This is a genomic window from Brevibacterium pigmentatum (assembly GCF_011617465.1).
In the GTDB taxonomy this organism is placed as follows: Bacteria; Actinomycetota; Actinomycetes; order Actinomycetales; family Brevibacteriaceae; genus Brevibacterium; species Brevibacterium pigmentatum.
In genome coordinates, this window is sequence record NZ_CP050153.1 from 1,050,073 (window position 1) to 1,070,710 (window position 20,638).

General features: G+C 64.6%; 17 protein-coding genes, 1 tRNA gene and 1 riboswitch. Of the genes, 15 read left to right on the top strand and 3 right to left on the bottom strand.

Translation table 11 applies throughout. The features are described from left to right. Window positions 1–19 precede the first annotated feature (19 nt). A riboswitch (TPP riboswitch) is annotated at window positions 20–128 on the bottom strand. 146 nt (window positions 129–274) lie between these two features. Next, complete coding sequence (locus tag GUY30_RS04610) at window positions 275–2,272, top strand: purple acid phosphatase family protein (protein WP_167194469.1); 1,998 nt, start codon at window positions 275–277, stop codon at window positions 2,270–2,272. Between the two features lie 18 nt (window positions 2,273–2,290). Here GUY30_RS04610 and GUY30_RS04615 read toward each other — a convergent pair whose 3' ends face one another. Both GUY30_RS04615 and GUY30_RS04620 read right to left on the bottom strand, forming a co-directional pair. Beyond that, window positions 2,291–3,208 (bottom strand): universal stress protein, encoded by a 918-nt coding sequence (locus tag GUY30_RS04615; protein ID WP_167194471.1) that lies wholly within the window; start codon window positions 3,206–3,208, stop codon window positions 2,291–2,293. Between the two features lie 157 nt (window positions 3,209–3,365). Beyond that, a complete protein-coding gene (locus tag GUY30_RS04620) occupies window positions 3,366–3,905 on the bottom strand; it encodes a DUF4916 domain-containing protein (RefSeq protein ID WP_167194473.1) in 540 nt (179 codons plus the stop codon). 196 nt (window positions 3,906–4,101) lie between these two features. On the opposite strand from GUY30_RS04620, the gene GUY30_RS04625 reads away from it, so the two are divergent. The 10 genes from GUY30_RS04625 to proC all read left to right on the top strand — a co-directional run bounded on the left by GUY30_RS04625 (window position 4,102) and on the right by proC (window position 15,874). Then, the gene (locus GUY30_RS04625) at window positions 4,102–5,598 is read left to right on the top strand and encodes an MmgE/PrpD family protein (RefSeq protein WP_167194475.1); all 1,497 of its coding nucleotides are present in this window, start codon (window positions 4,102–4,104) and stop codon (window positions 5,596–5,598) included. Further along, complete coding sequence (gene prpB / locus GUY30_RS04630; RefSeq protein WP_167194477.1) at window positions 5,598–6,503, top strand: methylisocitrate lyase; 906 nt, start codon at window positions 5,598–5,600, stop codon at window positions 6,501–6,503. Before GUY30_RS04625 ends, prpB begins: the two co-directional genes overlap by 1 nt. Then, entirely contained in the window at window positions 6,500–7,621 is a 1,122-nt protein-coding gene (locus GUY30_RS04635) for a bifunctional 2-methylcitrate synthase/citrate synthase (protein WP_167194479.1), read from the top strand. Before prpB ends, GUY30_RS04635 begins: the two co-directional genes overlap by 4 nt. Before the next feature lie 22 nt (window positions 7,622–7,643). Further along, on the top strand, window positions 7,644–8,471 hold the full coding sequence (locus GUY30_RS04640; RefSeq protein WP_167194481.1) for an enoyl-CoA hydratase/isomerase family protein: 828 nt from the start codon (window positions 7,644–7,646) through the stop codon (window positions 8,469–8,471). A gap of 9 nt (window positions 8,472–8,480) precedes the next feature. Then, window positions 8,481–9,458, top strand: coding sequence for a Ppx/GppA phosphatase family protein (locus GUY30_RS04645; protein ID WP_167194483.1), 978 nt, complete (start codon window positions 8,481–8,483; stop codon window positions 9,456–9,458). A gap of 203 nt (window positions 9,459–9,661) precedes the next feature. After that, window positions 9,662–11,380, top strand: a complete 1,719-nt coding sequence (locus tag GUY30_RS04650) for a glycerol-3-phosphate dehydrogenase/oxidase (RefSeq protein ID WP_167194485.1) — start codon at window positions 9,662–9,664, stop codon at window positions 11,378–11,380. Between the two features lie 132 nt (window positions 11,381–11,512). Next, complete coding sequence (locus GUY30_RS04655) at window positions 11,513–12,235, top strand: MIP/aquaporin family protein (protein WP_167194487.1); 723 nt, start codon at window positions 11,513–11,515, stop codon at window positions 12,233–12,235. A 58-nt stretch (window positions 12,236–12,293) separates the two neighbouring features. Further along, window positions 12,294–13,826: a glycerol kinase GlpK gene (gene glpK / locus GUY30_RS04660; RefSeq protein ID WP_167194489.1), complete on the top strand. Its 1,533-nt coding sequence runs from the start codon at window positions 12,294–12,296 to the stop codon at window positions 13,824–13,826. A gap of 95 nt (window positions 13,827–13,921) precedes the next feature. Beyond that, the gene (locus GUY30_RS04665; protein ID WP_167194491.1) at window positions 13,922–14,923 is read left to right on the top strand and encodes a sugar phosphate isomerase/epimerase family protein; all 1,002 of its coding nucleotides are present in this window, start codon (window positions 13,922–13,924) and stop codon (window positions 14,921–14,923) included. Window positions 14,924–15,037: 114 nt separating this feature from the next. After that, window positions 15,038–15,874, top strand: coding sequence for a pyrroline-5-carboxylate reductase (proC, locus tag GUY30_RS04670; RefSeq protein WP_167194493.1), 837 nt, complete (start codon window positions 15,038–15,040; stop codon window positions 15,872–15,874). 31 nt (window positions 15,875–15,905) lie between these two features. On the opposite strand, the gene GUY30_RS04675 is transcribed toward proC, so the two are convergent. After that, window positions 15,906–16,787: a helix-turn-helix transcriptional regulator gene (locus GUY30_RS04675; RefSeq protein WP_167194495.1), complete on the bottom strand. Its 882-nt coding sequence runs from the start codon at window positions 16,785–16,787 to the stop codon at window positions 15,906–15,908. Window positions 16,788–16,894: 107 nt separating this feature from the next. Between GUY30_RS04675 and GUY30_RS04680 the strand changes: the two genes are divergently transcribed. The 4 genes from GUY30_RS04680 to GUY30_RS04695 all read left to right on the top strand — a co-directional run bounded on the left by GUY30_RS04680 (window position 16,895) and on the right by GUY30_RS04695 (window position 20,626). Beyond that, window positions 16,895–17,236: a DUF485 domain-containing protein gene (locus tag GUY30_RS04680; protein ID WP_062244611.1), complete on the top strand. Its 342-nt coding sequence runs from the start codon at window positions 16,895–16,897 to the stop codon at window positions 17,234–17,236. After that, on the top strand, window positions 17,233–18,885 hold the full coding sequence (locus GUY30_RS04685; RefSeq protein WP_208091485.1) for a monocarboxylic acid transporter: 1,653 nt from the start codon (window positions 17,233–17,235) through the stop codon (window positions 18,883–18,885). The genes GUY30_RS04680 and GUY30_RS04685 overlap by 4 nt, the downstream gene beginning before the upstream one ends. A 584-nt stretch (window positions 18,886–19,469) precedes the next feature. Beyond that, window positions 19,470–20,309, top strand: coding sequence for a putative endonuclease domain-containing protein (locus GUY30_RS04690; RefSeq protein ID WP_167194497.1), 840 nt, complete (start codon window positions 19,470–19,472; stop codon window positions 20,307–20,309). Between the two features lie 246 nt (window positions 20,310–20,555). Next, window positions 20,556–20,626: transfer RNA gene (locus GUY30_RS04695), tRNA-Gly, on the top strand. The last annotated feature ends 12 nt before the right edge of the window (window positions 20,627–20,638 follow it).

Sequence of the window (20,638 nt, forward strand, 5' to 3'; positions counted from 1 at the left end):
GCCTCCTCATTTCAAGGAGGGGTGAAGAGTCTCGACTTCCTTCGGCGGTACTGACCGCATCAGGTTCGAGGGTCTGCAGCTTCTTCTGCACTCTCAGCGCCCCTGACGGCGCTCCCCTGTCGTAGCCACCACTGTACAACAGGTGAGCGAAGCAGCGACCGAGACTGGAAGCGAAGCAGTGGCCGAGAACGGTCATCGAGGATTCACTTCGCGTTCCCTCGTTCGTCGACCAGCTTCGAACGGCTAGACACTACTGATCAGTAGGAATAGGCGGGTGAACACTCATCGACTCAAGCGACCGCTCAGTGCCCTGTCCGCCGCCACGCTTCTCGCCGCACTGGCAGCGGCACCGGTGCCCGTTCGGGCCGAACCATCGCTCGGCTCAGGCGGACCCGGCTCGACCGCGAGCCAGAGCCCCAGTCAGGATCCGAGCCAAAGCCCAAGCCAGGACCCGGGGCAGAACCGCGCGGAATCGCCCGCCGAGGCGGATGCGGGAAGCGAAGCGATCACCGATGCGGTGCTGCAGGTCGGCGCCGACCCCACTGCGCGCAACCTCTCGTGGATGAGTGAGAGCTCCGGTGGGGGAGAAGTTCGATGGGCGCCGGTGAGCGAGCTCGAGGACGGCAAACTCCCCGCCGACGCAACAACGGCTGAGACCACGGACTCCGGACTCGCCACCGACCTCAAGCGTCACTTCAACGATGCGAACATGACCGACCTCGAGCCCGACACCGAATACGCCTACCAGGTCGGCAACGAAGAGGACGGATTCACCGAGGTGCAGCGGTTCACCACGGGAGACGCCGGAGGTGACGACGAATTCCTCGTCTTCGGCGACCCGCAGGTCGGCGCCGGTGGCGGAGACCGCGACGACGCCGCCGGTTGGGACCGGACACTGAGCTCGGCAGCAGCCACCGCCGAGGACCCGAGCTTCTTCTACTCGCTGGGCGACCAGGTCAACTCCGCGGGCAACCAGCACCAGTACGCCCAGTATCTGGCACCGGAAGCGACCCGGACGATCCCGCAGGCGACGACGATCGGCAACCACGATGTGTCATCGAAGGCCTACGAACAGCACTTCAACCGGCCCAATGTCAGCCAGGACCACGGCGGCGGTGGCGTCATCACCTCCGGAGGCGACTACTGGTTCATCGAGGACGGCGTCCTGTTCCTCAACATCAACTCCAACAGCTCGGATATGGATTCCCACGCCGAGTTCATCGACGAGGTCGTCGCCGAGCACGGAGACCAAGCACGTTGGACGGTGCTCGGATTTCACCACTCGATCTATTCGACCGCGACTCATTGGAACGACCTCGACGTGAAGCGGCTGCGGAAGGCGATCCCGCCGGTCGCCGCTCGCAATGACATCGACCTCGTCGTCTCCGGCCACGACCACATCTATAACCGCACCTTCCTCATGGACGGTGAAGGTAAGCCCGTCGAGGGCTCCGAAGCGGGAGCCGAGGAGGAAAAGGAAGACGGGCAGACGCTCTACCTCACGCTGACCTCGTCGTCGGGGTCGAAGTTCTATGACTACGTTCCCGGCCTCGATTGGGAAGGCAAGAGCGTCCACAACGACGTTCCTGCGTTCACCCGGGTCCAGGTCAGCGACGAGGCTCTGCGGGCGACGACCTATGAGGTGCCGGTAGGCAGTGCACCGGCCGACGGTGGGCAGGCGCAGGCAGCCGCCGAGCAGATCGACGATGTCGAACTCAGGCGCGCCGAGGCGGAGGAGCCCGACCCGGGTGACGATGCCAGTGCCGACGCGGACGGCGGAGCCGGCGCAGATGGTGCCGATGCCGGCGCGGACGGCGACGACGCTGAGGCAGGAGCGGGCGCCGACGCTGCAGCAGCAGAGGACGGTGCTGAAACGGCTGACTCCGATGGAGGCACAGGCGCGACCGGCTCGGATGCTGACGCTGATGCTGCAGGTGCCGACGTCGGACAGGATGCCGATGGAACGGGAGACGACGCGGACGCCGGAACCGCGGGCGCCGAAGCGGACAGCGCTGAGAGCGGCACGGAAACTGCCGACTCCGAAGGCGGCGCCGGCTCGACCGGCTCAGAATCCGACTCAGGCACCGAGGCGAACGCCGCGGGAACGGCCGATGATTCGGTTTCCTCCGGAACCGCCTCGGCGGGTGGAGACGGAGATCTGCCCCGCACCGGCGGCGGGCTCGCACTGCCCTTGGCCGCCGGCGCGGGAGCACTGGCACTCGGTGCGGCTCTGTTGATTGCCAGCCGCCGCCGCGGCGCCGGACTCAGCTGATCTGTCCGGCGCTGCTGATCAGCTCGGCACCACCATGACCGGACCTTCGGCGTGGTTGAGGACCCCGCGCGAGACGGATCCCAGCAGAGCGCTTCGGATCCGTCCGCGCCCGCGGGTGCCCAACACGGTCAGCTGTGCGCGCGAGCTGATCTCGACGAGGGTCTCAGTGGGATCGCCGACCGGCACCGAGGTGGTCACCGTCAGATCCGGGAACTGCTCGGACAGTGTTGCGGCTTCCTTCTCCAGACCTTCGGTCAGCTGCTTCTGCCGACGCGAGGTGACCTCGGAGCTGAGCTCGAGGTCGGGGTACCAGTAGAGCCATTCCTCACCGGCCGGCAGCACCACGACGAGTTCAAGCTCAGCCTCGCGAGTGGCGGCTTCGGCGGCCGCCGTGAACATGGCGACCCGACCGGTGTCGGAACCGTCGACGGCAACGACGACCGGGCCCGAGTCCGCAGGCGCCGAGGCCGATCGTTCGGGAACGACGATCGTCGGGCAGTGCGCATGGGCCGGCAGAGCCGTGGACACGGATCCGAGGACGCGGCCCATGAATCCGCCGCGTCCGCGAGCGCCGACGATGACGATTTCGGCGTCTGCGCTGAGCGTGACCAGCACACCAGCGGAGTTTCCCGGTGCAGTGCGGAAGGACTTCTCACCGGAGTAGTCGCGCAGAAGTTCGACCGCTTCGGTGAGGGTCTTCTCCGCTGCCTTCTTCGCCTTGTCATCCTCGGGTTCGCTGGGGATGGAGGCCATATTCGGGTAGATCATCGTCGGCAGCTCATAGGCGGTGACGACGGTGAGAACGGTCCTGCGGCGTTTCGCCTCGATGGCGCCGTAGCGGACGGCTTGAGCGGCGAGTTCGGAGCCGTCGAAGCCGACGAGGACGCCGAGTTCGAGGTTCAGGCCGGATTCGGACGAACTGGTTTGAGCAGACATCTCGCACCTCTCGATCGGGGCCTGTCCAACCCAGACGCCGACGACGGCCCCGACTGGCGGTATCGTCCGCGTCCTCTTCAGTCTACCAAGGCTGTTCTACAAGATGTAGAAAAAGCGTGCGGCGAGAAGCTGCGTCTCACCTGGGCGCGCCCGCGGCTCAGACGCGGAAGCCCAGGTGAGCCAGCGCAATGCGCAGAATGTGGTCCTGGCCGTAGCAGAGCTCGCCCACGATATCGGGACGCAGGGTCTCCTCGGGGGTCAGCCAATCGAGGCTGAGCGCATCGGCTCGCGGAGTGCATTCGCCGCGGACCTCCATGATGAAGCACATGGCGATCGCATGCTGGCGCGGGTCGTGGAGGAGCGACGATCCTTCGGTGGGGAAGTACTCGGCGATGTGGAACGGGGCGATCGCGGGAGGGATGACCGGCAGCGCCATCGGGCCCAGGTCGTTCTCGGCGTGACGGACCAGCGCGGTGCGGATGGTCTCGTGGTAGCGGATCCGCCCGCCGACGACCTCTCGCCCCAGCGTTCCGTCCTCAAGGCTGCGCAGCAGAAGGCCGATGCGCTCGACATTGCCCGTCTCGCCCACCCGCACGGGGATGGCGTTGACATAGGGAATCGGGATGCGCCTGCGCAGCCGCGCATACTCAGCGTCGTCGAACCAGTTCTCGTCGAAATCCAAGGCTGTCCGGGTCATGACCCAATATTCCCACAACCTCCCTCGCGGCAGAAGAGCTTGGAGACCCTGGTGGTGAACTGGGGCACGTATCGGGTAAAGTATCTTGATGTCGAGATAAATTTCCGACCACTCATCATCACGAGAAGTGACGTGGCCTACAGTTGTGTCAGCACTCTCTGACCGGAACCGGTCAAGGACGTATGAAGGGGTAACCATGATCAATCATGAAGTCCGCACCTACAAGAGCTCAGAGAACCTGGCTCGCGAAGATCAGCTCGCCTGGAAGATCGCCGAGGTCGCATCCGATCCGACTCCGGTCGACTCCGACGTCACCGAGATGGTCATCAACCGCATCATCGACAACGCCGCTGTGGCTGCCGCCTCGGTGCGCCGCTCCGCTCCGACCCACGCTCGTGAGCAGGCTCAGACCCACCCGTTCAATCCCGGCGCCAACATCTTCGGTCTGCCGGTGAGCGACCGCTTCTCGCCGGAATGGGCCGCTTGGGCCAACGGTGTGGCCGTGCGCGAACTCGATTTCCACGACACCTTCCTCGCCGCCGAGTACTCGCACCCCGGTGACAACATCCCGGCCGTGCTCGCAGTCGCCCAGCACAAGGGCATCGGCGGCAAGGACCTCATCAACGGCATCGCCACCGGCTACGAGATCCAGGTCGACCTCGTCAAGGGAATGTGCCTGCACGAGCACAAGATCGACCACGTCGCCCACCTCGGCCCCTCGGCCGCGGCCGGCATCGGAGCCCTGCTCCACCTGCCCACCGAGGTCACCTTCCAGGCCGTGCAGCAGGCGCTGCACGTGACCACCGCGACTCGTCAGTCGCGCAAGGGCGAGATCTCATCCTGGAAGGCCCACGCTCCGGCCTTCGCCGGCAAGATGGCCGTCGAATCCGTCGACCGTGCGATGCGCGGCGAGGGCGCACCGAACCCGATCTACGAAGGTGAGGACGGCTTCATCGCCTGGATCCTCTCCGGCCCCGAGGCCCGCTACACCATCCCGCTGCCCGGCAAGGGCGAAGCGAAGCGCGCGATCCTCGACACCTACACCAAGGAGCACTCGGCCGAGTACCAGGCTCAGGCGCTCATCGACCTCGCCCGCAAGCTCGGCGGACAGATCGAGGACCTGTCGAAGATCAAGCGGGTCGTCATCCACACCTCGCACCACACCCACTACGTCATCGGCACCGGTGCGAACGATCCGCAGAAGATGGATCCGAAAGCCAGCCGTGAGACCCTCGACCACTCGATCATGTACATCTTCGCCGTAGCCATGCAGGACCAGGGCTGGCACCACGAGCGCTCGTATGCTCCCGAGCGCGCCGGCCGTCCCGACACCGTCGAGCTGTGGCACAAGATCGAGACCACCGAGGATCCCGAGTGGACCCGCCGCTACCACTCGATCGACCCGAACGAGAAGGCCTTCGGCGGACGCGTGGAGATCGAATTCGAGGACGGCTCGACGCTGACCGACGAAATCGCCGTCGCAGACGCCCACCCGTTCGGAGCGCGTCCCTTCGCCCGTGCGAACTACATCGAGAAGTTCAAGACCCTGGCCGAGGGCATCGTCTCCGACTCGGAGCAGGCTCGCTTCATCGACCTGGCCGAGAACCTCGAGAGCCTCGACGCCAAGGGCGTCGGTGAACTCAGCTTCGTCGTCGACGGACTCGAGCACAGCGGATCGAAGGGCATCTTCTGATGTTGGGCGCACAGGCAACCCCCGCCGAGCGCCGCGCCAAGTTCCGCGAGCTGCTCGCCGGCGACCAGATCGTCCAGTTCCCCGGAGCCATCAACCCGATCAACGCTCAGATCATCGAGCAGACCGGCTTCGAAGGCGTCTACATCTCCGGCGGAGCGTTCTCCGCGGCCATGGGTCTGCCCGACATCGGGCTGACCACCCTCACCGAGGTGGCCGACCACGGACGCAATATCGCCCGAGTGACGAACCTGCCGACCTTCATCGACGCCGACACCGGATGGGGCGAAGCCATGAATGTGGCCCGCACCGTCCAGGAGTTCGAGGATGCCGGAATCTCCGGAATGCACCTGGAAGACCAGGTCAACCCGAAGCGCTGCGGCCACCTCGACGGCAAGGAAGTCGTGACCGCGGCCGAGATGTCCAAGCGCATCAAGGCCGCCGTCAAGGGACGCAGGGACGAGAACTTCGTCATCTGCGCCCGCACTGACTCCCGCGCCGGCGAAGGCCTCGACGCCGCCATCGACCGGGCGAAGGCCTACGCAGATGCGGGTGCGGACATGATCTTCCCCGAAGCGATGCGAGATCTCGGAGAGTTCGAGAAATTCGCGTCCAGCGTCGATGTGCCGATCCTGGCGAACATGACGGAATTCGGAAAGAGCGAACTGTTCACCACCGAACAGTTGGCGAATGTCGGAGTCAAACTTGTGATCTACCCGGTCACGACTCTGCGCATCGCCATGGGTGCGATCAGATCGGGCCTGCAGACCATTCGGGACAAGGGCACTCAGGTGGACCTGCTCGAGGGCATGCAGACCCGTGCGGACCTGTATGACACGATCGACTACGCGGCGTACAACGATTTTGACTCCGCAGTCTTCAACTTCTCACAGGAGGGTCACCAGTGACCGAAGAAATCAAGAAGGGCCTCGCCGGTGTCGTGGTCGACACCACCGCAGTGTCCAAAGTGGTCCAGGAGACCAACTCGCTGACCTACCGCGGCTACCCCGTGCAGGAGCTCGCCGCCAAGCGCAGCTTCGAGGACGTCGCCTACCTCATCTGGAACGGCGAACTGCCCACCGAAGCGCAGCTGAAGGAATTCCAGGAGCGCGAGCGCTCACAGCGTGCCGTCGATGACAAGCTCGTCCAGCTCATCCTCGACCTGCCCAAGGACTGCCACCCGATGCACGTCGTGCAGACGGCCGTGGCCTACCTGGGCGCCGTCGACCCCGAGGCCGACACCGAGGGACCCGAGGCGAACCTGGCCAAGGCCGAGCGTCTCTACGCCCAGCTGCCGACGATCGTGGCCATCGACCACCGTCGCCGTCACGGACTCGATCCCGTCGCACCGACGAAGGACCTCGGCTACGCCGCGAACTTCTTCAAGATGGTCTTCGGTGAAGTTCCCGCCGAGGAGGTTGTGCGCTGCTTCGATGTGTCGATGATCCTCTACGCCGAGCACTCTTTCAACGCCTCGACCTTCACCGGTCGCGTCATCACCTCGACCACATCGGACCTGTATTCGGCAGTCGCCGGTGCCGTCGGTGCGCTCAAGGGCCCGCTGCACGGCGGAGCGAACGAAGCCGTCATGGCGATGCTCGAAGAGGTCGGCACCGCCGACAAGGCTTCGGCCTGGATCGACGATGCGCTCGCCAAGAAGGCGAAGATCATGGGCTTCGGCCACCGCGTGTACAAGAACGGCGATTCGCGTGTTCCCACCATGCGCAAGGCCTTCGAAGATATGGTCGCCGTCAAGGGTGCGAACGATCTGCTCGACCTGTACAACGCCTTCGAAGAGGACTTCGTCGGGCGCAAGGGCATCTACCCGAATCTCGATTACCCGTCGGGCCCGGCCTACCACCTCATGGGCTTCGACACCGAGCAGTTCACCCCGATCTTCGTGATGGCCCGCATCACCGGCTGGACCGCTCATATCTTCGAGCAGCAGGCGAACAACGCCCTCATCCGTCCCCTGAGCGCCTACGACGGTGAGGAACAGCGCGAGGTTCCCGACAACCGGGGCTGACCTCTCGAAAGGCAGAACACACATGAGACCAGACGGTTCATACCGTCCGGTCGATCTCGAGGGTTTCGACTTCACCGTCACCGGTGGAGTCGGAACCCTCGTCATTGATCGGACCGAAAAGCGCAATGCCATCTCCCGGCCCATGTGGAGGGCGCTGCCGCAGATCATCGCGAACGTCGACGCCGACGATTCGATCGGTGCGCTCGTGATCACCGGGGCCGGCGGGCACTTCTCCGCCGGTTCGGACATCGCCGACCTCAATGTGCCGCTCGACGACTTCTGGGAACTCAACTCCACCGCCGAGGCGGCCCTGGCGAACTCGCGGACCCCGACGATCGCAGCGATCACCGGCAACTGTGTGGGCGGGGGAACGGAGATCGCCGCGGCCTGCGATATCCGCATCGCCGCCCCGGGATCGATCTTCGGCGTCACCGCGGCCAAGCTCGGGCTCGTCTACCCGGCCGGCCCCACGAAGCGCCTGGCTCAGATCCTCGGCGATGCCTGGGCGAGGTATCTGCTGATCACGGCCTCGATCGTGAAGTTCGAGAAGATGGCCGAACTCGGCTTCTTCCACGAAGTCTCCGACAACCCGTTGGAGGCCGCGCAGGCACTGGGGGAGCGGATCGTGGGACTGTCCCGACTGAGCCAGGTCGGAGCCAAAGCGATCCTCGACGGTGAGCTGGCCGAGGACACACAGCCGCCTCGGTGGCTCGATGAGACCTACCGGGCAGAGATCACCCGCGGTCAGGAAGCGTTCTTCGCCAAGGAACCGCCGGACTTCGGCTTCACCAAAACTGCCTGGCAGGCCGGTTCCGAAGTCCGTGGGCACGGAGTCCCACGGAGAGGATAAACTGAGCGAATGCGCCTAGCAGTCCTCGATATCGGCTCCAACAGCGTCCACCTCCTGGTCGTCGACGCCCACGTCGGAGCACCGCCCCTGCCGGCCACCTCGCACAAGGAGGTGCTCCGACTCGCGGAGTACTTAGGCGATGACGGATCGATTGATGCCGAAGGGCAGGAACGGCTGCGTTCCTTCATCACCGATGCCGTCGAGATCGCCGAGGATCAGGGAGCGGAGCAGATCCTCGCATTCGCCACCTCAGCGGTCAGGGAAGCTCCGAACGGGATCGGTCTCATCGAATCGATCAACGCTCAGCTCGGGGTCACCCTCAACGTCATGTCGGGCCGCGACGAAGCCCGCGTGACCTTCCTCGCCGCCCGTCGCTGGTTCGGGTGGTCGGCCGGAAAGATCCTGCTGCTCGACATCGGCGGCGGATCACTGGAGATCGCGGCAGGTCAGGACGAATACCCGCAGGCAGCTGTTTCGATCCCACTCGGCGCCGGACGCACCTATTCGGACTTCCTACCGGACCCGGTGCCCGCCGCAGAAGACATCCACCGACTGCGCAAGCATGCCCGGGCGCAGATCGGACGTATCGCCGGCGACATCAATCGGGTCGGAGTGCCTGACCAGGTCGTCGGTTCGTCGAAGACCTTCCGCTCCCTGGCGCGCATCGCCGGTGCCGCTCCGAGCGGCGACGGAATCTATGCTCCCAGGAAGCTCTTCCGCCGCGACCTCGAAGGCATCATCGACACCCTCGCATCCCGCACCCCCGAAGAGCGGGCGACCCTGCCCGGCGTCTCCGAGGCGCGTGCCGGTCAGGTGCTGGCCGGAGCGATCGTCGCCGAGGCGGCCTTCACGATCTTCGACATCGGCGTGATGAACATCTCCCCATGGGCGCTGCGCGAAGGCATCATCATGCGCAAACTCGACCTCCTCGACTCTGCCGAGCAGTCCTCGGCGATGCGCGTGGAGACCGTCTCCGCCCTCGACTGAGCCGCCCTCACGGACCTCGCAACGGCTGCCCGTCACGCCGCGCTTCGGCCGCCGATCTCAGCAGGCTTTCGCTACCGGTCGGTATCGCCGTTCAGAATAGCCTGCTAGTTTTTGATTATTCGCCGCAGTGCGCCCTCGGCATCAACCGCTGGGGTGACAATGGTGAATGACAACAACGTCTGAAAGAAAGCGCGCTTCTGCCGATGCGAAATGGTGAGCTGTCCCCGAACTTCCGTGACCAGGCACTCGAGACACTGAAGAAGACGAGCGCGGCCGACCCGCTCGACGTCTTCGTCGTCGGTGGGGGAGTGACGGGAGCAGGATCGGCCTTCGACGCAGCTACGCGCGGACTCAAAGTCGGTGTCGTCGACGCGAAGGACTGGGCTTCGGGAACCTCCTCTCGATCATCGAAGCTCATGCACGGCGGACTGCGCTACCTCGAGATGCTCGACTTCAAACTCGTCGCCGAGGCTCTGAAGGAACGCGATCTGCTGCTCCAGCACACCGCGCCCCACCTCGTCGAACCCGTCGCTTTCGTCTTCCCCTTCGAACACCGCCTCATCGACCGTGCCTTCATCGGCTCCGGAGTGTTGCTCTACGACACGATGGCCACCCGGCCCGGCCGCAAACGCGCCGTGCCGATGCACCGGCACCTGGGCAAGAAGGCACTGAGCTCACACTTCCCGGGCCTGGCCGATGACGCCGCCGTCGGAGCTCTCGAATACTACGACGCGAAGGTCGACGACGCCCGCTTCGTCATGACCCTGGTCCGTTCGGCTGTGAGCTACGGAGCCGCAGCCGCCAACCACGTCTCCGTCATCGGCTACCTCCACGACGGCGACCAGGTCACCGGCGTGCACGCCCGGGACGAGATCAGCGGTGAGGAATTCGACATCCACGCCCGCCGCACCATCCTCGCCGGAGGCGTCTGGACCGAAGAGCAGCAGGATCTGGCGAAGGCCGACGCCGGGCTCAAGGTGCTCGCCTCCAAGGGCGTGCACATCACCGTGGCCGAAGACAAGATCAAGGCCGACCCGAACACCGGAATCATCTCGAAGACGGAGAAATCCGTCCTCTTCGTCATCCCCTGGGAAGGCTATTGGGTCATCGGCACCACCGACACCCCGTGGAACGAAGACGTCGACGCCCCGGTGGCGACCTCGCAGGACATCGACTACCTGCTCGAACACGCCAACGCCATCCTCGCCGACAAACTCACCCGCGACGACGTCATCGGCGTCTACTCCGGACTGCGGCCGCTGCTCCAGCCGGTCGTCAAAGAGGGACAGGCTTCGACGAAGGTCTCCCGCGAACACACCGTCATGGAGGTCGAGCCGGCTCTGGCCGCGATCGCCGGAGGAAAGTTCACCACCTACCGAGTGATGGCCGAAGACGCCGTCGACTTCGTCCTCGGCGACGATGCGAAGGACCGCCGGTCACTCACCGAATCGGTGCCGCTGCTCGGTGCCCAGGGAGTGGGTGCGCTGCGGCGCGGCCAGTCCGGGATCGCAGAGAAGTACGGCTGGGACGAAGACCGCGTCAAACGGCTCATCCGCCGCTACGGCACCCTCATCGAGGATCTTCTCGACCTCGTCGATGAGGATCCCGAACTCGGTCAGCCGCTGGAAGCCGCCGAGCGCTACCTGCGCGTCGAAGCCCACTACGCGGCCGCCGCGGAGGGGGCCGTCCACCTCAGTGACATCCTGGAGAGGCGGATGCGGCTGAACTACGAAGCCGCGGACCGGGGGAAGAACGCCGCCGAGGCGGTCGCTGCCATCGTCGCACCGGTCCTCGGCTGGGACGCCGATCGGCAGTCGACCGAGGTCGAGGACTTCCATACCCACGTCGACGCCCAGGTCGCGGCCGAGTCCACCGACGATGACGCCTCGGCGGCGGCCCTGGTCGGCACGACTCTCCACTGAACCGTGCACAGCGAAGTGCAGGAGCACAACCGAATATCGACAACTGAATATCGACCGACCTCGGAGCACCCTCCGGGCCGACTATCGACCGGAACACCCACCGGAAAGACAAACAATAGGAGTTTGTGAGATATGGGCACCATCTTCCTCTTCGAGATCACCGGTACGGCGATGCTCATGCTGCTCGGCGTCGGCGTCGTCGCCAACGTCGTCCTCGGCAAGACCAAAGGCAACGGCGGCGGCTGGCTGCTGATCTCCTTCGGCTGGGGCCTCGCGGTCTTCGCCGGTGTCTTCGTCGCCTACAAGACCGGCGCACACCTCAACCCGGCCGTGACCTTCGGCATCCTCGCCAGCGGGGCCGAGGAATACGCTCCCGGCATCGCCGTGACCTTCGGCAATACGATCGCCTACCTGGCGGCCGAGCTGATCGGCGCGATGCTCGGAGCCGCCCTCGCCTGGGCCGTGTACAAAAAGCACTACGACGAGGAGAAGGACGCCGGAAACATCCTCGGCACCTTCTCGACCGGGCCGGAGATCCGCTCCTATGGGTGGAACTTCGTCACCGAGGTCATCGCGACCTTCGTCCTCGTGTTCGTCATCCTTCTCTTCGGCAAGACCCCGCACGAGCTCGGACCATTGGCCGTCGGCCTCCTCGTCGTCGTCATCGGTGCGTCCTTGGGCGGACCGACCGGCTACGCCATCAACCCCGCACGTGACCTCGGCCCGCGCATCGTCCACGCTCTGCTGCCGATCCCGAACAAGGGCGGCTCCGACTGGGCCTATTCGTGGGTGCCGATCGCCGGACCGCTGGTCGGCGGCGTCGTCGCCGGCCTGGCCTCACAGGCGTTCGTCTGAGTAGGGTCACAGTTAACCGAGTTCGATCACAGCCAACCACTTCGACACAGGAGTCAGAATGAGTCAGGAAAAGTTCATCCTCGCCATCGACCAGGGCACCACCTCCTCGCGGGCGATCGTCTTCAACTATGACGGGCAGATCGTGTCGTCCGGCCAGCTCGAGCACGAGCAGATCTTCCCTCGCGCCGGCTGGGTCGAGCACGACCCGGTTGAGATCATCAAGAACACGAACGAGGCGATCGGCCAGGCTCTCACCCGGGCGAACATCAACCGCCACCAGCTCGAAGGCGTGGGCATCACCAACCAGCGTGAGACCACCGTGATCTGGAACAAGAACACCGGCGAACCCGTCTACAACGCCATCGTGTGGCAGGATGCCCGAACCCAGAAGGTCTGCGACGAACTCGCCGGGGACGATGGACCGGACAAATACAAGGACCGGGTGGGTCTGCCGCTGGCCACCTACTTCGCCGGACCGAAGGCCAAGTGGATCTTCGACAACGTCGACGGGGTCAAGGAAGCCGCCGCGGCCGGGGACCTGCTCTTCGGCACCATGGACACCTGGGTGATCTGGAACCTCACCGGCGGAGTCAACGGCGGAATCCACGTCACCGACGTCACGAACGCCTCGCGGACGATGCTGATGAACATCGACACGCTCGACTGGAACCCCGATATCGCGGCCGATATGGGCATCCCCGTCGAGATGCTGCCCGAGATCAGGTCCTGCTCGGAGATCTACGGCTACGGGGCGAAGAACGGGCTCATCATCGACACCCCGATCTGCGGCATCCTCGGTGATCAGCAGGCGGCGACGTTCGGTCAGGCGTGCTTCGAGAAGGGGCAGGCGAAGAACACCTACGGCACCGGCAACTTCATGCTCATCAACACCGGCAATGAGCCGGTGGCCAGCAAGAACGGGCTGCTCACCACGGTCGCGTACAAGATCGGCGAGGACGAAGCCGTCTACGCACTCGAAGGATCGGTGGCCGTGACCGGTTCGCTCGTGCAGTGGCTGCGCGACAACTTCGGCATCATCAACGACGCTCCCGAGGTCGAGACCCTGGCCAAGCAGGTCGACGACAACGGCGGCTGCTATATCGTGCCCGCGTTCTCCGGACTCTTCGCCCCGCACTGGGAGTCCGATGCCCGCGGTGTGATGGTGGGTCTGACCCGGTATGTGAACAAGAACCACATCGCCCGTGCCGCCCTGGAATCCGTGGCCTTCCAGTCACGCGAGGTCCTCGACTCGATGAACCTCGACTCCGGTGTCGAGCTCACCGAGCTCAAGGTCGACGGAGGCATGGTCGCGAACGAGACTCTCATGCAGTTCCAGGCCGACCTCCTCGGCGTGCCCGTCATCCGACCCGAGGTCATCGAGACCACGGCGCTGGGTGCGGCGTACGCGGCGGGCATCGCCGTGAAGTTCTGGAACGGTGAGGAGGACGTGCGGAAGAACTGGCGCGAGGACAAGCGCTGGAATCCGTCGATGGACGACGAGACCGTCGACCGCCTCTACCGCCTCTGGAACAAGGCCGTCGAACGCTCCAAGGGATGGGTCGACGAGGACACCGAAACCCTCTACGGCTGAATTACTACCTGACGGCGGCCCAGCAACCTTGCGCGAGGTTGCTGGGCCGCCGTCAGGTAGTTCTGGGGCGGGGAGTCCGCGTTAAACTGGACGTGATGAGCAAAAAGTCGAAGTCCCAGCGGAAGGTGTTGACCACCAAGAATTCTGCGCGCTCGAATTCGAAGCGCCACAAGGAGTACTTCGACAAACACGACGTCTATGAGAAGGACGCCCATCACGTCTCCGAGAATCGGATCAGACTCGGACTCTCCAGCTCCTCCGTCTCACCCATGACCGTCGAGGAGACCTTCACGCAGGCGGCCAAACACGGCTACGACGGTGTCGAGATCATGGTCACCCACAACACCGAGACCCGCGACGTCGACCTCATCAACGGACTCGCCCGCGACACCGGACTCGACGTCATCTCCCTGCACGCTCCGACCCTGCTGTTCCTGCCGCGGGTCCTGCACAAAGACCATTGGGAGAAGCTGCGGATCACCGCGAATCTCGCCAAAGAAGTCAACGCCGACACCGTCGTTCTCCACCCGCCGTTCCGGTGGCAGGGCGAATACGCCCTCGGCTTCGTCGACGGCGTCCGACAGGTCGCTCAAGAGACCGGTGTGAAACTGGCCGTGGAGAACATGTACCCCTGGCGGGCCGGCCTGCGCGAGATCCAGGTCTACTACCCCGACTGGAACCCCCTCGACGAGGACTACGACGCCCTCACCTTCGACTTCTCCCACGCCTCCACCGCCGGAATGAACGCCCTGGAGACGGTGGGCGAGATCTTCGACCAGCTCCGTCACGTCCACCTCACCGACGGTGCCGGCTCGCTCAAGGACGAACACCTCGTTCCCGGCGAAGGCACCATGCCCGTCGCCGAGACCCTGCAGTACCTGGCCAAACACAACTGGCAGGGCGACGTCGTCGTCGAGGTCAACACCCGATTCGTCCGCAAACAGTCGTCTCGCGAGAAGATGCTCGCCGACTCCATCGCCTTCGCTCGTGAGCACTTAGGCCTCGACGAGGATGTTCCCCGACGCAACGCTCACAGCCATACCCGCACCTCTGAGAGCAGGTCCGCGCGATCCGGCAGTGCCGACGACGAGAGCTGACCCCGCAGTCGACAGCGAAGTCGCGATTCCATCCGTCCGACCTCGCACCGGCACGCCCGAACGCACGGACACCCACCGACCACCACACCCAACAGATCGAAAGGCTGACGCGCTTTGACCACAATCGCCTCCATCGGAACCGGCAACATGGGCACGGCCCTGATCCAGGGAATCCTCGCTGCCGACGCGGGCATCACCGTCCGCGCGACGACGAATTCGACCGCCTCGGCGCAGCGACTCCGCGAGGCTCTGCCGACTGCCACGGTCACCTCGGTGGAGGACGATGCCGATGCGAACGGAAAAGCCGTGTCCGGAGCCGATTTCGTCTTCCTCGGCGTGAAGCCGTGGATGATGGCCGAGACCCTCCGGGAGCTCGCCGACGACCTCGACCCGGACTCCGTGCTCGTGTCCATGGCCGCCGGCGTCGCCGCCGCGGACCTCGCGAAGCTCGCCCCTGAGAACCCGATCGTGCGGATCATGCCGAACACGCCGAGTGCCATCGGCCACGGCGTCATCGCACTGGCCCCCACCGCCGAGGTGACCGCCGCCAGCGTGGACACACTGAAGTCCCTGCTGTCGGGCGCCGGCCTCGTCGTCGATCTCGACGAATCCCAGATCCCGGCTATGACCGGAATCTCCGGGTCCGGAGTGGCGTACTTCTTCCTCCTCGCCGAAGCCATGATCGCCGCCGGCGTCAAGCAGGGCCTGAGCGAGGACGTCGCACGCCAGATGGTGGTGGCCACCGCCGACGGCGCCGGCCGACTCCTGACCGAGAAGCCCGATCCGGCCGCTCAACGCCAGGCCGTGAGCAGCAAGGGCGGAACGACCCTGGCCGGGCTCCAGCAGTTCCTCGACTCCGGGATCTTCGATATCGCCGAGGCGGCCGCGCAGGCGGCGGGGGACCGTTCCCTGGAGATGGAACGGGAGAACTCCGAGGTCATCAACGGCTGAGCCGTGCCGCCCCGCTCAAGGGAGTACCCGCTCAGGGGAGGACGTGGGACGAACGGGCGATCGACACGGCCTCGTGTCGGGTCCGTGCCGAGAGCTTGACCATCGCCGTGTTGAGATAGGACTTCACCGTCGACTCGCGCAGCGACAGCGCCTCGGCGATGCGGGCATTCGGCCAGCCCAAGGCGACGTGCGAGAGGATGTCGGTCTCCCTCGGTGACAGCCGCACCGCGGGAACCGGTGTCTGGAAGTTCTCCGGATTGTGTCCGGAGAGGATATCGGCCAGGCGCGCCTCGACGCCGGTGAGCTTCTCCCTGGTCTCCTCATCGATGACACCGGAGCGGATGGCCCGCAGCTCCGCGTAGGTGTGCCGCAGAGCTTCGCGACCGGAGGGATCCAGATCCGGGTAGATCGGTTCCCCTCTGACCGGGCCGCGCGGTACCTGCCGGTAGCCCAGTCGACCGAGATCGACCGAGAGCTGACGCACCCGACGGACGAGATCTCCCGTCTGCGGGGCTGCGGCGTTGTAGTCCGTGCGGTGGCCGCAGTAGACCATGCCGGTGACCTCCCCGCCGTGCAGGGTGGGGACGGCGACGAGGACGCGGATGCCCTCGCCGAGCACCTCCTCGTCGTAGTGATGAGTGATGAGAGGATCGACCTCGTAGTCGCGGGTGAGCTGCGGAGTGCCCTCGGTCATGGCCCGACCGCCGAGTCCCCTCCCGGTGCTGACGATGAGGGACGAGAGCAGGTCCTTGTCGGCGCCGGCGACGGCTTCGACCGCAACCGACCCCTCTTCGACCATGCCTCCGAAGACGACGTCGCCTGTGCCGCTCTCATGCAGGGAGTCGACGGCTTCGATGAACAGGCGGCGGGTCTCGACCTTGAGAGCCCGCGCTTCTTTGGCGTGCGCATTCATGTGAATAAGCTACCAACTTTCGGTGGTATTCCCCAGCGCATGCTCAACGTTACCTTTGGGTCATGTGATTCAGGACACTGATGTTCTGTCGACTCAAAGGAGAAAGAATGACTGACCCTGTCAACACCGGTGTCGACTTCCTCAAGGAGGAGGAAGACCCGGAGTTCAAGGCCCTCAAACGCAAGCGATTCTCAGTGGTGATCCCGCTGTCGATCGCGTTCCTCGTCTGGTACTTCCTCTACGTCATCCTCAGCACGTACGCGCACGACTTCATGTCGACGAAAGTCGTGGGGGAGATCAACGTCGGACTCGTCTTCGGGCTGCTGCAGTTCGTGACGACCTTCGCGATCACGATGTTCTACGTCTCGTTCGCCAACAAGAAGCTCGACCCTCCCGCGGAAGCGATCCGTGAACGACTGCAGGCCGAAACGGAAGGAACCCGCTCATGAGCACACTGGCAATCGGAGACTTCGTCGCTTCTGGAGTCGACCTCCTCAGTACCGCGACCACCGAGGTCGAGAACAACCCGGTCCTCAACATCACGATCTTCGCCGCATTCGTCGCGGTCACGATGTTCATCGTTCTGCGGGCCAGCCGCAACAACAGATCCGCCTCGGACTACTACGCCGGCGGCCGGTCCTTCACCGGACCGCAGAACGGCTTCGCCATCGCAGGCGACTACCTGTCTGCCGCATCCTTCCTCGGCATCTGCGGCGCGATCGCCGTCAACGGGTATGACGGATTCCTCTACTCCATCGGGTTCCTCGTCGCCTGGCTCGTCGCCCTGCTCATCGTCGCCGAACTCATGCGCAACACCGGCAAGTTCACCATGGCCGATGTGCTGTCCTTCCGACTCAAGCAGCGCCCCGTGCGCATGGCGGCAGCCCTGTCGACGCTGGCGGTCTGCTTCTTCTACCTGCTCGCGCAGATGGCCGGAGCCGGCGGACTCGTGTCGCTGCTCATGGGCATCGACGGCAAGGTCGGCCAGTCACTGGTCATCGCCGTCGTCGGCGCGCTGATGATCATCTACGTCCTCGTCGGCGGAATGAAGGGCACCACCTGGGTGCAGATCGTCAAGGCGATCCTGCTCATCGCCGGTGCCTTCGCCATGACCATCTGGGTGCTCGCGCTCAACGGCTTCAACCTCTCGACTCTGCTGTCGTCCGCCGTGGACAACGCCGCCGAAGGAGTCGGGGAAGCCGTCCTCAACCCGGGTCTGCAGTACGGTGAGAATCCGCTCGACTTCATCTCCCTGGCCCTGGCGCTCGTGCTGGGCACGGCGGGTCTGCCTCACGTCCTCATGCGCTTCTACACCGTCCCCACGGCGAAGGAAGCCCGCCGTTCGGTCGTGTGGGCGATCTGGCTCATCGGTGCGTTCTACCTCTTCACTCTCGTGCTCGGCTACGGTGCGGCCGCACTCGTCGGCGCCGATACGATCAAGAACGCTCCGGGCGGCGTGAACTCGGCGGCCCCGCTGCTGGCGCTCCAGCTCGGCGGGCCGCTGCTCATGGGCTTCATCTCCGCGGTCGCATTCGCCACGATCCTCGCCGTGGTGGCGGGCCTGGCGATCACGGCGGCGGCTTCGTTCGCCCACGACATCTACGCCAACGTCATCAAGAAGGGCAAGGTCGAGGACTCCGAGGCGGAGGTCAAGATCGCCCGCCGCACAGTGATCGTCATCGGTGCGGTCGCGATCATCGGCGGCATCGGAGTGCAGGGGCAGAACATCGCCTTCCTCGTGGCACTGGCCTTCGCCGTCGCCGCCAGCGCGAACCTGCCCACGATCGTGTACTCGCTGTTCTGGAAGCGCTTCACCACTCGCGGTGCCGTGTGGTCGATCTACGGCGGCCTGATCTCGGCGATGGTGCTCATCGCGTTCTCGCCGGTCGTCTCCGGTTCCGAGACCGCCATGATCCCCGGTGCTGACTTCGCGATCTTCCCGCTGTCGAACCCGGGCATCATCTCCATTCCGCTCGGCTTCGTCCTCGGCTGGATCGCCTCGATCACCGACAAGACAGTGGAGAGTCCCGAGCTCGCCGCCGAGATGGACGTCCGCGCTCACACCGGATTCGGCGCCGAGGAGGCTGTCGACCACTGATCCATCTGCCGACCGCGTGTTCACAGTGCAGACGAGCCGATTCGGTTCAGCGCGAATGCACCGTGGACACGCGGTTGTGGATTCAACAGGGTTTTGGCCGCGTCCACGTCCCTGCTGACCTTGCAGCTGTGTAGCCAAGTCGGCCATGGGCCATTGCCATGCGAGCCGCGGGGCCAGGTCCTAACTGAACTTCAGGCGGGTGCGGCGCCGTCGATGACTCGAACGTCGTGCACTGTTGAAAGTCCACAGACTCGAACTCCGAAAGGGTGTGGATGCACAGTCCGAGTCCACAGGCTGGAGAGGAGCCCTTGCCGTAGGCTCACGGGCATTGACAGCCTTGCCGCATGTACAACGTGGTCCGCACCAGTGAACTCAGAGCGCGCGGAGTGCAGAGCAGGTGCATCCGCGAAGCCATCGGCTGCTGCTTGCTTGCGCTTACGCAAGGGATGTATTCGGTCGTCGCTCACTGTTCGAACCCTCGGCACTCGGCGATTGCGGAATTCGTCACGGACGAAGCGTGGATCACGAGAGTTGCCGAGCAGACGGACCAGGAAACCGGCCAGCTTCGTTTCGAACTCCTCGACATGTTCGAAAAGCTGCGGGTGGCTTCGTATCCGCACTACCGGGTCGACGATGTGATCTGGGGAGTCTCCGCCGGGTTCGTTCATGACTTTCAGTTGTATCGTCCGCCCCGCGGAAAGGTATTCATCGCTCATCCGACGAGGCGGCACTCCAGCGCCGATGTGGCGAGGACCTCGAAGATCGTCCCGGAAGAAGACGTCGTCAGGCTTGGCAAGATGTCGCTGACAACGCCGATTCGCACGGCGTTTGATCTCATCGGACAGCTGGGCGAACCGGAAGGCTTCGCCGCGTTGGAGACTTGTCTGCGCAGGTCAATATTCGGTTCCGACGCTGGGGCGGACGAAGCGGCTCGATTCGGATATGCGCCGGACACACTGGCCTTGGCCGAGCGGAGTATTGCCGAAGACTTCCTGCCCGTGCTCCGCCGGCTGTCGAAAGGTCAGTCGAGGGCGCAGCGATTGCTGTCAGCGATCGGGCCGCTGTCGGAGAGCTATGCAGAGAGTCGCTTCGTGTACAACCTCATGCAAGTGAGACTGACCGGATTCAGCCAACAGGCAAGGATCTGGGATGGACGCGCAGTCCTCGCCCGTGTGGACTTTCTGCACAAAGAGTCGCGGACGATCGTTCTTGTCGACGGCTTCTCAAAATATGCCGACAACGGAGTCCGACTGATGCGAAAAGAAGTTCGCCAATACAACCGGCTGTTGGAGCTGGGGTTTCGAATCGTCCGGCTGAACTTCAACGAGGTGATCAATCTTGAAGAATGTGCAACCAAACTGTTCGGGCAAGCGCCAAACCTGAGGGCATTCGTTGCCCCAAGGAAGCGATCCGGTGCCCGGTAGTGGCGGATATGACGGCCGTGCCGAAGTGGCGTTGTCCGACGCGACCTCTGCCCAGGCTGTTTCACAATGCAGATGCACTGGTCTAGTTCGCTGCATACACACTTCGAACACGCGGATGTGGATTCAACGCTGCCGCCCATTTGCCTTTGGCTGAGGCGGGAAGCTGTAGACTGGTTCGAGTTGCCGTCGACGGCAGGTCTGCACCGGGTCTTACCTGGATGGATGCCTGCCGACCAGCGGTGACATGCGGGCGTAGCTTAATGGTAAAGCTTCGGCTTCCCAAGCCGATGACGCGGGTTCGATTCCCGTCGCCCGCTCTCACAACGTTG